This is a genomic window from Janibacter sp. LM (assembly GCF_039631275.1).
Taxonomy (GTDB): domain Bacteria; phylum Actinomycetota; class Actinomycetes; order Actinomycetales; family Dermatophilaceae; genus Janibacter; species Janibacter terrae.
In genome coordinates, this window is record NZ_JBDIVG010000027.1 from 61,137 (window position 1) to 74,251 (window position 13,115).

Here is a 13,115-nt window from a genome sequence, read left to right on the forward strand (position 1 = left end):
ACCAGACTAGCCGCACGGGTACCCGGGCCCGGCAGCACGCTGTGTGATGATTGGCGGGCAGCGACACCGTGTGAAAGGGATCAAGGTGAAGGGACGCGTCCTCGTCGTCGACGACGACCAGGCACTGGCCGAGATGCTCGGGATCGTGCTGCGCAAGGAGGGGTTGGACGTCGCACACGTCGCGGACGGCGCCCGTGCGCTCGATGCCTTCCACGAGTCCCGACCGGACCTGGTGCTCCTCGACGTCATGCTGCCCGGCATGGACGGGATCGAGATCTGCCGCCGGCTGCGCCAGGAGTCGGGCGTGCCGATCGTCATGCTCACCGCCCGGACCGACACCGTCGACGTCGTCGTCGGCCTCGAGTCCGGTGCAGACGACTACATCGTCAAGCCCTTCAAGCCGCAGGAGCTCATCGCCCGGCTGCGCGCCCGGCTGCGTCGCGGTGACGAGCCCGAGCCCGAGCGCCTGACGATCGGCGACCTGACGATCGACGTCGCCGGCCACTCCGTCAAGCGCGGTGACCAGTCGCTCGGCCTGACCCCGCTGGAGTTCGACCTGCTCGTGGCCCTGGCCCGCAAGCCGTGGCAGGTCTTCAGCCGCGAGGTCCTCCTCGAGCAGGTGTGGGGCTACCGGCACGCGGGCGACACCCGTCTGGTGAACGTCCACGTCCAGCGCCTGCGCAGCAAGATCGAGCACGACCCGGAGAACCCGCAGATCGTCGTCACCGTCCGGGGTGTCGGGTACAAGGCGGGGCCGTCCTGACGATGGCCTCCGCACCCGCGGTCGAGCCGACCGGGGTCTCGGACTCCGCCGGGCCCGAGGGCCCCGTCGGGGGCAGGTCCGGCGACGGGTTCGTCGTCCGCAGGATCAAGGCGCTGGTCGACCTGTGGCGCCGTTCGCTGCGTTTCCGCGTCGTCACGAGCACCCTCCTCCTCGGTGTCGTCGTCGTCTCGATCATCAGCCTGACGATGTACCGGTCCATCGCGGACGGACTGGTCGACAACCGGATCAGCCTCGCCCAGGCGGAGTCACGCAAGCTCACCGACGACGCCCAGGCGGGTTTCAACGGCTGGACGGGCACCCCGGAGCTGCCCGTCTTCACCAACTCGCTCGTCAACCGCACCCTCAAGGCACCGGCAGGGGACAACAGCCGCTACGTCATCTTCACCCGGGGCGGTAACAACACCTCCGACATGCGCATCCCCTCGGAGGAGTCCGAGGCGGTGACGCTCGAGTCCATCCCGACCTCCCTGCGGGACGCCGTGGCAGCCGACCCGGCCCGCCAGCAGACGGTGACGATCGAGCTGAACCGCCAGGTGACCGAAGGGGTCGGCGCCGAGTTCCCCGGGTCCGTGTCCGAGTCCGTGCCTGCCGTCGTCGTGGGTTCCCAGGTGGAGATCCCCTCGGCGGGCCCCTACGACATCTACTTCATCTACCCGATGGACCAGGAGCAGGCGACCCTCGGGACGATCTCGCGCTCCTTCACCCTCGGAGCCCTCTTCCTCATCGCGCTCGTCTCGGCCATCGCCTACATCGTGACGAGCATGATCGTCACCCCGGTGCGGCGGGCCGCCGCCGCGGCCGAGCGACTCTCCTCGGGCCACCTCAACGAGCGGATGTCGGCACGCGGCCACGACGACCTGGCCCTGCTCGGGCAGTCCTTCAACGACATGGCCGACAACCTGCAGACGCAGATCCGCCAGCTCGAGGGCCTCTCGCGCGTCCAGCAGCGCTTCGTCTCGGACGTCTCGCACGAGCTGCGGACCCCGCTCACGACGATCCGCATGGCCGCCGACCTGCTCCACTCCTCCCGCGACGAGATGGACCCGGTCGCGGGGCGCTCGGCGGAGCTGCTCCACGACGAGCTCGACCGCTTCGAGGAGCTGCTCGCGGACCTGCTGGAGATCAGTCGCTACGACGCCGGCGCCGCGGTGCTGGAGCAGGACCCCGTCGACCTCTTCGCGATCGTCGACCGGGTCGTCAGCTCGACGGAGTCCATCGCCGACGCCCGCGGGAGCGACGTCACGGTCCACCGCGAGCCGGGCCAGACCGCGGTCGCGGAGGTCGACGCCCGGCGCATCGAGCGCGTCCTGCGCAACCTCGTCGTCAACGCCATCGAGCACGGTGAGGGCCGCCCCGTCGACATCTGGGTGGGTGGCGACGACCAGGCCTGCGCAGTCCTCGTCGAGGACCACGGTGTGGGCCTCAGGGCAGGAGAGGCCTCGCTCGTCTTCAACCGCTTCTGGCGCGCCGACCCGGCCCGCACGCGCACGACGGGCGGGTCGGGGCTCGGCCTGGCCATCGCCCTCGAGGATGCGCGACTGCACCACGGGTGGCTGCAGGCCTGGGGCGAGCCGGGCGAGGGCTCGCGCTTCCGTCTCACCGTCCCGCGCACCGCGGGCGGTCCGCTCACCGCCTCGCCGCTGCCCCTCACGCCGCGCGAGGGCGACCTGCCCGGGAGCCCCGATGAGTCGTCCCGGTGAGGTGACCCGGCGCACGGCGCTCGGCGCCGCAGCCGCCGGCCTGCTGGCGGGGTGCGGTCTCGGGGCCGATTCCACCGTGCGGCCGGGGCTCAAGGTCGACGGCGAGCCCCCGGCGCCGCTCAACCGCATCCCCAACCGGCCGGAGACCGGCGCCTCGCCGCAGGACATCATCCTCGGGTTCCTGCACGCGGGCGCGACGAGCGGGCAACGGCTCGACATCACCCGGGCCTACCTGACCGACACCCTCGCCAGGGGGTGGATCCCCGACAGCCAGACGGTCATCTACGTGGGCGGTGACCCCACGGTCCGGCGCGTCAGGGGACAGCAGGACGTCTACCGGGTGCGGGTGCGGGTGGCGGCGACGATCGACACCGAGGGCCGGTACGAGGTGGCCCCGCCCAACCTCTGGGAGACCTTCGACTTCACGATGACCCGGGTCGAGGGGCAGTGGCGCATCGACCAGCTCGAGGCGGGCTTCGGCCGGCTGCTCCAGGAGCAGGAGGTCGGCTTCATCTTCCGGGACTACCCGGTGCACTACCCGGCGATCGGGTGGAACACCCTGGTCGTCGACCAGCGGTGGTTCCCCCAGGACCAGCTGGCGACACGGCTCGTGAGAGCACAGCTCGGGCGCGTGCCGGACTACCTCGAGGACGCGGTCTCCACGGACAACGGGGCCCGGCTCGTCATCGACGCCGTCCCCGTCCGGGAGGGCGTGGCCCAGGTCGACCTCGACGCGGAGTCGGTCGCCGAGGACACCACGACCCGCACGAAGCTCGCCGCCCAGCTCGTCGCGACGCTCATGACGCTCCCGGCCGTCACCGAGGTGGCGATCACCCTCTCCGGCAACCCGCTCGAGCTGGGCGTCGACGGCCCGTTGACGTCCCCGGAGCAGCTGGGGTTCGTCGACCGCACGCGGGCGTCGGCGCCGATCGTGCTCGGCCGCTCGGGGAGCAAGGTGCTGACGATCGGTGACCGTCTCTCCTCGGTCTCGGAGCAGCACGTCCGGGCGGCCACGTCCCGCTTCGCACCGATCCCCTCGTCGGTCTCCCGTCTCGGCCTGCGACTCGACGCCAAGGAGCTGGCCACGGTCGACGGCCGCGGCCGGGACCTCGTGCGACTGCGTGACGACCGCAGCCGGATCGAGGTCCCGACCTTCGCCGCCGACCTCACCCGTCCCTGCTACGACTACGGGGGCGTGCTCTGGGTCGGTGGGGCGGGGCTGGGCCGTGAGTCGGGCAACCGCCTGTGGGCGATCAATGCCACCGCCGACCCCCAGGACGAGTCGGCGTCGGCGCCCCGTCGCATCCCCGCGCCCTGGCTCGGCCGGCGGTACGTCCGTGCGGCGGTCGTCTCGCCGGAGGGCAGCCGCATCGCCGTGGTGTCCGAGGAGTCCCCCCACACCGGCAGCATGCTCGAGGTGGCCGGGGTGGTGCGACGGTCCAACGGGCTGCCCACCAAGCTCTCGGCGCAGACCTTCCGCGTCGCCGCGGAGCTCGTGGAGATGATCGACGCGGTGTGGGTCGAACCCACGACGCTCGCCGTCCTCGGGCGTCGGGACAAGCAGGCGCAGCTCCAGCCCTACCTCGTGCACGTCGGCGGCAAGGTCGAGCCGATGGCGGAGCGCGCCGGCGCGCTCCGGGTCATGACCACCGGCGACGACACGGATGTGGTGCTCACGACCCCGGGAGGCCGCGTCTTCCAGCGTGCCGGTGGTCGATGGGTCGAGCAGCCGCTCCTCGACGGCGTCGTGAGTGCCGGTCTCTGACGAGGTCCCCAGACCCCCGGCTCGCGTCCCGCCGTCCACAGCCTGACGAAGGGGGCCGCCCCCGCCCGCATGGGGCTCGAGACTCGAGCACGTGGCAGGGCAGGGCAAGGGGTCGGTGGCCGCTGTGGCGGCGGCCATCGACCTCGTCCTGCCGCGTGGCTGCGCCGGGTGCGGGCGCGCCGGCGCCGCCCTGTGCGCGTCGTGCCGCTGCGCGCTGGCGGACCTGGCGCTCACGGACCTCGGTCGGGTGGCGCCCCACCCGGTCCCCGTCGGGTGGCCGGGGTGCACCGGGACGGTGCGCTACGAGGGCCTGGCCGCTCGGGTCATGAAGTCCTTCAAGGACGGTGACCGACGCGACCTGACCGACCCGCTCGGGCGCCTGCTCGCCGACGCCGTGCTCCGCGCGGTGGCGGAGCCCCCCTTCGCCGGCACGGGCTCTGGGGTGGGCGCCGTGCTGCTCGTCCCCATCCCCTCCGCGCCGGCCACCGTCCGCCGGCGTGGGGACCGACCCACGGTCCTGCTCGCGCGTCGTGCCGCCCGCCTCGTCGCGGGAGTCGAGGTCGCGCCCGCCCTGGTGATGGCTCGGGGGACGGCCGACCAGGCGGGCCTCGACCGTGCCCACCGGCTGGACAACCTGCGCGGCGCGATGACCGTGCCGCGGCCCGAGCGGGTCCTCGGGAGGGACTGCCTCCTCGTCGACGACGTCCTCACCTCGGGCGCCACGCTCGCCGAGGGCCGGCGCGCGCTGCTGGCCGCGGGGGCCGCGCGGGTGGGGATGGCGGTGTGCATGGTGACGCCCCGCAGATCGCGCAGACCCGCCCTACCTTTCCCTCGGCCCACCGACTAACGTGACGTCATGGGTCCCTCGATCGACCGGCGCAGCCGGTGCGGTGCAGGGGCCCTTCGCGTTCGCGGGCGGCAGCCGGCGACGACAGGCCGCCCTGGACGGGGGGTGGTGCCACGGCCAGTGCGCCCTCGCCAGGCGTAACCCACTGCATCACCGATGTCCCAAGGAGGACTCCGTGGAAATTGCCATCACCGGACGCCATGTCAACGTCTCCGACCGACTGCGCGACTACGTCGACACCAAGCTGTCGAAGGTCCAGCAGCTCGACCCTCGCGTGCAGCGGATCGAGGTCATGGTGAGTCACGAGGCCAACCCACGTCAGGCGAAGCTCAGCGAGCGCGTCGAGATCACGTGCCGCTCCAAGGGCCCGGTCATCCGCGCCGAGGCCTGCCACGAGGACCGACAGGCAGCCGTCGACCTCGCCGCCGAAAAGCTCCTCGAGCGTCTCCGTCGCGCCCACGACAAGCGCCACGTCCTGCGCGGTCGCCGGCGCACCTCGGTCGCCGACGCGACCGCCGAGCTCACCGACACCCTGCAGACCGGACCCAGCGAGGAGAGCGTCGAGGCGCCCGACCAGTTCGGCTCCATCGGCGACAGCCCCATCGAGGTCCGCGAGAAGGTCCACGAGAGCGCGCCCATGACGCTCGCGGAGGCCGTGCGACGGATGGAGCTCGTCGGGCACGACTTCTTCCTCTTCCACGACTCCGACACCCAGCGCCCCAGCGTCGTCTACCGACGACGCGGCTGGTCGTACGGCGTGATCCACCTCGACGTCCAGGACGCCGCCCACGACGCGGCCGTCAACGGCACCGCCGTCGAGTCGCCCGTCACCGAGACGGCGCGCGTCGGGGTCTGACCCCCAGCCGGTGATGGCCGCGACCCGACCGGGTCGCGGCCATCGTCCGTGCCCGGGGCGGTTGTCGTCGGGACAGGGCAGGGTGGGGGACATGACCCGCAGACTCAGCGCGCCGGCCGCCCGCAGGATTGCCCTCGCGGCGCAGGGCTTCGCCCGACCACGGCCCGATCACGCGCCCACCACCCGTGACCTGCAACGCGTCGTCGACACCGTCGGGCTGGTGCAGATCGACAGCGTCAACGTGCTCACACGGAGCCACTACCTCCCCTTCTTCTCGCGCGTCGGCCCGTACGAGACAGGGCTGCTGGACCGCATGCGTGACCGGGCGCCGCGACGTCTGGTCGAGTACTGGGCCCACGAGGCGAGCCTGCTGCCCCCGAGCACCTGGCCGCTGATGGAGCACCCCCGCATGCGCCGTGCCGTCGACGACTCCTGGGGCGGCATGCAGCGGGTGGCCCGCGACCACCCGGAGGTCGTCGCCGCCGTGCTCGACGAGGTGCGCGCGGGCCGGCCGCGCACCGCCCGAGAGATCGAAGCCGCGCTGGGTCACCAGCGCGAGGGCGACCGGGAGCACTGGGGCTGGAACTGGTCGCTCGTCAAGCACGCACTCGAGCACCTCTTCTGGGCCGGGACGATCTCGTCGGTGGGGCGGACCAGCCAGTTCGAGCGGCGCTACGCATCCCTCGAGCGGGTCGTGCCGCCCGCGGACGCCCGCGCGTGGCTCGACCCCACGGCCCGCCCCACCGAGGAGGCGGCGTACACCGAGCTCGTGCGCATCTCCGCGCGTGCCATGGGGGTCGCCACCGAGACCGACCTCGCCGACTACTTCCGGATCAAGCGCGTGCACGTGCGCCCGGCGGTCGAGCGGCTCGTGGCCGACGGCGAGCTGGAACAGGTGGACGTCGACGGCTGGGTCGCGCCGGCGTGGCTGCACGCGGACGCCCGCCGACCGCGGTGGGTCCGGGCGCGGGCACTGGTGTCCCCCTTCGACAGCCTGGTGTGGTGCCGGCCGCGCGTCGAGCGGGTCTTCGACTTCCACTACCGGATCGAGATCTACACGCCGGCCGCACAACGGGTGCACGGGTACTACGTGCTTCCCTTCCTCCTCGGGGAGGACCTCGTCGGCCGGGTGGACCTCAAGGCCGACCGGGCCGCCGGGGCGCTCCGGGCGCAGCGGGTCGGCTGGGAGCCGGGGTGCGGGGGAGCGGACGACCGCCGGGAGCTCGCCGAGGAGCTCGGGCAGATGGCCACCTGGCTCGGCCTCACCGAGGTGGTGGGCGCCTGATCAGGCGAGGCGCTCCCAGTGGAGCGCCCGCTGGCTGCCGTCGGGCGCGTCGGCGGCCTCCTCGCGTCCCCACGGCGTGAACCCCGCACCCGTGAGCACCCGGTTGCCGGCCACTCCTCGTCCGCGGGCACTCGGCCGCAGGGCGTAGCCGAGCTCGGCGGTGCCGCCCTCGACGAGCGTCCCCTCGCGCACGAAGACGGGACCTCGCCGAGCGGGTCGTCGCTGGCCGCGTCCGCGATGCACCAGGTGACCCCGCGGCCGAGCGACATGCCCTCGCGACGCCACCCAGGCGTCGACGGCGCCGACCCCGCGCAGAACCAGTACAGGCTCGGCGCCCCGTGGTCGAAGGCCCAGCCGGCCGCCGGGCCGGGGCGCACGTCGATCACCCCGGCGAAGGGGAGTCCCCCCCGTCTCGTCGTCACCGAGCCGCTCCACGGCCCAGTAGCGGCGGCCGGCGGGCTCGCCCCACTCATGCGCCTGCCGCTGGAGGAACTCGCGCGCCTGATCCGGGCCGTAGGGCTGCGCCACGGTGGTCCAGCGCACGCACTCGGCGTCGTTGCTCTGCTCCACGAGTGCGGGCAGGTCCGCCTCGGCCATCGGGCGCAGTCGCACCGCCCCACGCGTCAGCACCGGCACGATGTCGGGGAACGCCCCGGTCGGAACGCCGGGGGTGCGGTGGTCGTTCACCCGGGTCAGGGTGTCCGGTCCGTGGCCGGCCCCGCAACCGATTAGCCTGTGGGCAGACTGTTCCGCGCAGCGGCGTTCGTGCCGTGCCCGGATCGTAGAGACGTCAGGAGCTTTGTTTCGTGAAGATCGTCGAGCGCATCCTCCGCGCCGGAGAGGGCCGCACCGTCAAGCGGCTCGAGGCCATCGCGGTGCAGGTCAACGCCATCGAAGAGGACTTCGAGAAGATGACCGACGCCGAGCTGCGGGGGGAGACGGACGTCTTCCGCGCCCGGCTGGCGGACGGCGAGACGCTCGACGACATCCTCCCGGAGGCCTTCGCGGCCGTCCGCGAGGCCAGCCGTCGGACCATCGGCAAGCGGCACTTCGACGTGCAGATCATGGGTGGCGCGGCCCTGCACCAGGGCAATGTCGCCGAGATGAAGACCGGTGAGGGCAAGACCCTCGTCGCGACCCTCCCTTCGTACCTCAACGCCATCGAGGGCAAGGGCGTGCACGTCGTCACGGTCAACGACTACCTCGCCGAGTACCAGGCCGAGCTCATGGGCCGCGTGCACCGCGCGCTCGGGCTCGAGACCGGCGTCATCCTCTCCTCGATGAACCCCGAGCAGCGGAGGGCCGAGTACCTCAAGGACATCACCTACGGCACCAACAACGAGTTCGGCTTCGACTACCTGCGCGACAACATGGCGTGGAACACCGAGGAGCTCGTCCAGCGCGGCCACAACTTCGCGATCGTCGACGAGGTCGACTCGATCCTCATCGACGAGGCCCGCACCCCGCTGATCATCTCCGGGCCGGCCGACCAGCCGACCAAGTGGTACAGCGAGTTCGCCAAGATGGTCCGCAAGCTCGAGCGCGGCCACGGCGCCGACCTCATGAGGGGCATCGAGGCCGAGGGCGACTACGAGGTCGACGAGAAGAAGCGCACCGTCGGCATCCTCGAGCCGGGCATCGAGAAGATCGAGGACCTCCTCGGCATCGACAACCTCTACGAGAGCGTCAACACCCCGCTCATCGGCTACCTCAACAACGCCATCAAGGCCAAGGAGCTGTTCACCCGCGACAAGGACTACGTCGTCATGGACGGCGAGGTCCTCATCGTCGACGAGCACACCGGCCGCATGCTGGCCGGGCGCCGGTACAACGAGGGCATGCACCAGGCGATCGAGGCCAAGGAGGGTGTGGAGATCAAGAACGAGAACCAGACCCTCGCGACGATCACCCTGCAGAACTACTTCCGCATGTACGACACCCTCTCCGGCATGACCGGTACGGCCCAGACCGAGGCGGGCGAGCTCAACTCGATCTACGGCCTCGGCGTCGTGCCGATCCGCACCAACCGCCCGATGATCCGCAAGGACCAGGCGGACCTCGTCTACCGGACCGAGCAGGCGAAGTTCAACGCCGTTGTCGACGACATCGCCGAGCGTCACGCGAACGGCCAGCCCGTCCTCGTGGGCACCACGAGCGTCGAGAAGAGCGAGTACCTCTCCGCCGAGCTGACCAGGCGCAGGATCAAGCACGCCGTCCTCAACGCCAAGCACCACGAGCGCGAGGCGAGCATCGTCGCCGACGCCGGCCGCAAGGGCGCCGTCACAGTCGCGACCAACATGGCCGGTCGAGGCACCGACATCATGCTCGGCGGCAACCCGGAGTTCCGGGCGGTCGCGGAGCTGAAGAAGCGCGGTCTCGACCCCGAGGAGACGCCGGAGGAGTACGAGGCGGCGTGGGACGACGCGCTCGCCGCCGCGGAGGCCGCGGTCGCGGCCGAGCACGAGGAGGTCACCGAGCTGGGCGGCCTGTACGTGCTGGGCACCGAGCGGCACGAGTCCCGCCGCATCGACAACCAGCTGCGGGGTCGCTCCGGCCGCCAGGGTGACCCGGGCGAGTCGCGCTTCTACCTCTCGCTCGAAGACAGCCTGATGCGCCTCTTCAACGCCGGCTTCGTCGACCGCGTCATGCAGACCGCCAAGATCGACGACGAGACGCCGATCGCGGGCAAGATGCTCACGAAGTCCATCGAGGGCGCGCAGAGCCAGCTCGAGGGGCAGAACTACGAGACCCGCAAGAACGTCCTCAAGTACGACGACGTGCTGAACCGCCAGCGCACGGTCGTCTACGACGAGCGCCGCCGCGTGCTCAGGGGCGAGGACCTCGAGGAGCAGGTCCGCCACTTCATGACCGACGTCGTCGGGGGCTACGTCGACGCCGAGACCGTCGGTGGGTTCTCCGAGGACTGGGACCTCGAGCGACTCTTCACCGCGCTCAAGGCGATCTACCCCGCCTCGCTCACCCCGGCCCAGCTCATCGAGGGTGCAGGCAGCCTGGCCGCCCTCAACGCGCAGAGCCTGCGCGAGGCGATCGTCACCGACATCCACGAGGCGTACGACCGCCGAGAGGCCGAGCTCGGCGAGCCGGTGGCCCGCGAGCTCGAGCGCCGGGTCGTGCTGTCCGTCCTCGACCGCAAGTGGCGCGAGCACCTCTACGAGATGGACTACCTCAAGGAGGGCATCGGCCTGCGCGCGATGGCCCAGCGCGACCCGCTCGTGGAGTACCAGCGCGAGGGGTTCCAGCTCTTCGAGGCGATGAACGAGGCGATCAAGGAGGAGTCGGTCGGCTACCTCTTCAACTCCGAGGTCCAGGTGCCAGAGGTGCCGGAGTCGAGCACCCAGCCCAAGAGCGTCGACGCGCTCCTCGGCGGGCGCGCGGAGCGCCCCAAGGTCTCGGCCAAGGGCCTGGAGGACGGCTCGCGCCAGCGCAACCTGCACTACTCGGCCCCGTCGGAGGACGGCGGCGTCGAGGAGCACGACGAAGGGGGCTCCGCCAGCGGGACCCGCGCCGAGCGTCGTGCGGCGGCCCGCAAGGCGAAGAAGGCCGGTCGCCGGGGCTGAGCTAGCCCACCTGCAGCGCCTCGACCACCCACCGGCGGTCGCGGCCGACCAGGCGAAGCGCGAGGGCGCGGACCCGGCCCCCGTCGACGAGCACGACGGCCGCCTCGACGACGTCGGGTGCGGGCTCGCAGGTGTGCACACGCACGACCCGCGTGCGGTGGCTGCGGCCGGTCGTCGTGGCGCGTCGCGCGGCGCGTGACCCGCGGCGGGCGACGACGGCGTACACCTCGGGGCTCGTCCAGCGCATGACCTGGCCGGGCGGGCGCACCCCGTGCATGACCTCGACGAGGCCCTGGGCGATGTGCGCGGCCCACTCCCGCGGGTCCGGCAGGTCGCAGGCTCGCGTGGGCTGCCGACCGAAGACCTGCTCGTCGCTGGCCGCCGCGAAGTCCACGGCCAGCGCGTCCTGCACGTAGGGGGCCTGCCCGCGGGCGCGCTCCTCCCGTCCCTGCCGGTGCGTCGGCAGCGGGATCCCGGGTGGGCTGTGCCGCGGTGCGGGCAGGACCTGGATGGGTGCGGTGGTGGTCATGGTCTCCCCTTCGTGGCCGGGACGGTCGCCCGGGTCGTGTCGCTCGGTGCTTGCAGCTGGGTGCCCGGCAGGAGGATGTGCGGGTCGGGGCCGATGAGCTCGGCGTTGGCGAGGTGCCAGCGGGGCCACGCCTCGGCGACCTCGGCGTCGGAGGCACCCGGACCGAGGTGGGCCGCGGCGATGGACCACAAGGTGTCGCCACGTCGGACGACGACCTCCGGGCCGGACGCGTCGCGCTGCCTGCCGGTGAGCAGGGTGGGGTCGGTGCGTTGCCGGCGGGCCGGGCGGTGCGGTGTCCAGCCGGGGGCCGGCGCGGTCACCGTGACCCGCGGGCCGGGTGCGCTCCACCTCGGCGAAGGGAGGGACGTCGCGTCTGCCGTCATCGGCCTGGGGGACGTGGGCGCGGTCGGGGACGTGGCCCCCCACCCGGGTGACGGCGGGTCGCCGTGCTCGACCCGGACCGCGGCGACGGCGGTGCCCGGCAGGACCGTGGCGGTGACCGACGCGCCGAGGACGACGGCCGCCCACTGGCGCACGACGGCCGGCGTCACGCGGTCGCGGACCCGGAGGGCCAGTCGTCCCGGGCCGCCCGGCAGGGCGGTGGCGATGCTCAGGCCGAGGCAGGACGTGAGCCATCCGGCGACGAGGGTCGCGAGCAGCGACGCGAGTCCGGCGACCGCCGCGGCCGGGTCGCTGCCCGGGTCCGCGACGCCGTCGAGCAGTCGTGCGGTCCCGGCCGCGGTCGCCGTGGTGAGGGCCGCGCCCCCGAGGAGCCCCGCCCCCGCCAGCGCCACCGTCGTCGTGCGTCGCATCGCTGCCCCCTTCGTATCCTCGGTAGCAAACGGTGTCGTTTGATGTCGTTTGCTGTTGATTGATAGCAAACCATGGCATCCGGCATCGCGCAACGGGTGGGCGCAGCCAGCCGCGCCTACATTGGGGCCGTGCGCTGGGACCGGCTCTTCGACGACCTCGAGGCGCAGCTGGCTGCCCAGGCACGGCTCGAGCTCGACGCCGAGGTCGCCGAGCGCACCCGCACCGAGCGGGCGCGGATCACCCTCGGTGAACGCTTCGCCGGAGCCGTGGGCACGCCGCTGGTCGTGCGCCTACGCGGTGGGGCGCTCGCTCGCGGCGTCCTCGAGGACACGGGGGACGGGTGGCTGCTCCTCGTCGAGGGCACCGGTCGTCAGGTCCTCGTCGCCACCGCGGCGGTGCTCGGGGTCTCCGGGCTGCGTCGGCCGCGCGACGACACCCGTGCACGCCGCTTCGGCATCGGGTCCGCGGTGCGGGGCATCAGCAGGGACCGCCGTGCCGTGGTCGTCGTCGACGTCGACGGGGGCGCCGTGCACGGGACGATCGACGCCGTGGGGGCGGACGCCTTCGACGTCGCCGAGCATCCCCTGGACGCGCCTCGTCGGGCCGAGCACCTGCGCGGCGAGCGGGTCATCCCCTTCGCCGCCGTGGCGATGATCGCCTCGTCGTGAGGTGGGGCGATCAGCCCTCCGGGCCGCCGCGGGCGACGAACTCGCGCGTCTGCGCGTACATCCGCTCGATGTAGGCGTCGAGCTCGTCGACCTCGACGCGCCACTGGCCGCGACCGCCGACCTTGATCGCCGGGAGCTCCCCGCTGCGCACCAGCGCGTAGGCCTGGGCGGCGGAGACGCCGAGGACCTCGGAGACCTCGGTGAGCGGGACGAACTTGCGCGGCATGGGGCTAAGTCTGCCATCGGGTCCGGACGGCCCGAGGCCGCGGCACGGCTGCCTGTGGATGGTC

Annotated in this window: 12 protein-coding genes; 8 read left to right on the plus strand and 4 right to left on the minus strand. The window is 72.5% G+C overall.

Going from position 1 to position 13,115, the window contains the following annotated elements:
• The first annotated feature begins 85 nt into the window (after positions 1-85).
• The 6 genes from mtrA to ABC138_RS14240 all read left to right on the plus strand — a co-directional run bounded on the left by mtrA (position 86) and on the right by ABC138_RS14240 (position 7,237).
• A complete protein-coding gene (gene mtrA, locus ABC138_RS14215; RefSeq protein ID WP_068322526.1) occupies positions 86-763 on the plus strand; it encodes an MtrAB system response regulator MtrA in 678 nt (225 codons plus the stop codon).
• Positions 764-765: 2 nt separating this feature from the next.
• Positions 766-2,484, plus strand: a complete 1,719-nt coding sequence (mtrB, locus tag ABC138_RS14220) for an MtrAB system histidine kinase MtrB (protein WP_082807402.1) — start codon at positions 766-768, stop codon at positions 2,482-2,484.
• Positions 2,468-4,249: a GerMN domain-containing protein gene (locus ABC138_RS14225; RefSeq protein ID WP_345914090.1), complete on the plus strand. Its 1,782-nt coding sequence runs from the start codon at positions 2,468-2,470 to the stop codon at positions 4,247-4,249. Before mtrB ends, ABC138_RS14225 begins: the two co-directional genes overlap by 17 nt.
• 91 nt (positions 4,250-4,340) lie before the next feature.
• Complete coding sequence (locus ABC138_RS14230) at positions 4,341-5,096, plus strand: phosphoribosyltransferase family protein (protein WP_345914091.1); 756 nt, start codon at positions 4,341-4,343, stop codon at positions 5,094-5,096.
• A gap of 175 nt (positions 5,097-5,271) precedes the next feature.
• Positions 5,272-5,952, plus strand: coding sequence for a ribosome-associated translation inhibitor RaiA (gene raiA, locus ABC138_RS14235; RefSeq protein WP_068322166.1), 681 nt, complete (start codon positions 5,272-5,274; stop codon positions 5,950-5,952).
• 91 nt (positions 5,953-6,043) lie between these two features.
• Positions 6,044-7,237 (plus strand): crosslink repair DNA glycosylase YcaQ family protein, encoded by a 1,194-nt coding sequence (locus tag ABC138_RS14240; RefSeq protein ID WP_345914092.1) that lies wholly within the window; start codon positions 6,044-6,046, stop codon positions 7,235-7,237.
• Here the strand turns inward: ABC138_RS14240 and ABC138_RS14245 are convergent, their stop codons facing one another.
• Positions 7,238-7,924: a GNAT family N-acetyltransferase gene (locus tag ABC138_RS14245; RefSeq protein WP_345914093.1), complete on the minus strand. Its 687-nt coding sequence runs from the start codon at positions 7,922-7,924 to the stop codon at positions 7,238-7,240.
• Positions 7,925-8,043: 119 nt separating this feature from the next.
• Here ABC138_RS14245 and secA point away from each other — a divergent pair, with 119 nt between their 5' ends.
• Entirely contained in the window at positions 8,044-10,815 is a 2,772-nt protein-coding gene (gene secA / locus ABC138_RS14250) for a preprotein translocase subunit SecA (RefSeq protein WP_345914094.1), read from the plus strand.
• A gap of 1 nt (position 10,816) precedes the next feature.
• Here the strand turns inward: secA and ABC138_RS14255 are convergent, their stop codons facing one another.
• Together ABC138_RS14255 and ABC138_RS14260 are read right to left on the minus strand one after the other, a co-directional pair.
• A complete protein-coding gene (locus ABC138_RS14255; protein ID WP_068423948.1) occupies positions 10,817-11,344 on the minus strand; it encodes an Rv3235 family protein in 528 nt (175 codons plus the stop codon).
• Positions 11,341-12,156, minus strand: a complete 816-nt coding sequence (locus ABC138_RS14260) for a LysM domain-containing protein (RefSeq protein WP_345914095.1) — start codon at positions 12,154-12,156, stop codon at positions 11,341-11,343. Before ABC138_RS14260 ends, ABC138_RS14255 begins: the two co-directional genes overlap by 4 nt.
• Before the next feature lie 72 nt (positions 12,157-12,228).
• On the opposite strand from ABC138_RS14260, the gene ABC138_RS14265 reads away from it, so the two are divergent.
• Complete coding sequence (locus ABC138_RS14265) at positions 12,229-12,825, plus strand: hypothetical protein (RefSeq protein WP_345914096.1); 597 nt, start codon at positions 12,229-12,231, stop codon at positions 12,823-12,825.
• Positions 12,826-12,835: 10 nt separating this feature from the next.
• On the opposite strand, the gene ABC138_RS14270 is transcribed toward ABC138_RS14265, so the two are convergent.
• A complete protein-coding gene (locus ABC138_RS14270) occupies positions 12,836-13,051 on the minus strand; it encodes a helix-turn-helix domain-containing protein (RefSeq protein ID WP_068322183.1) in 216 nt (71 codons plus the stop codon).
• Between the last annotated feature and the right edge of the window lie 64 nt (positions 13,052-13,115).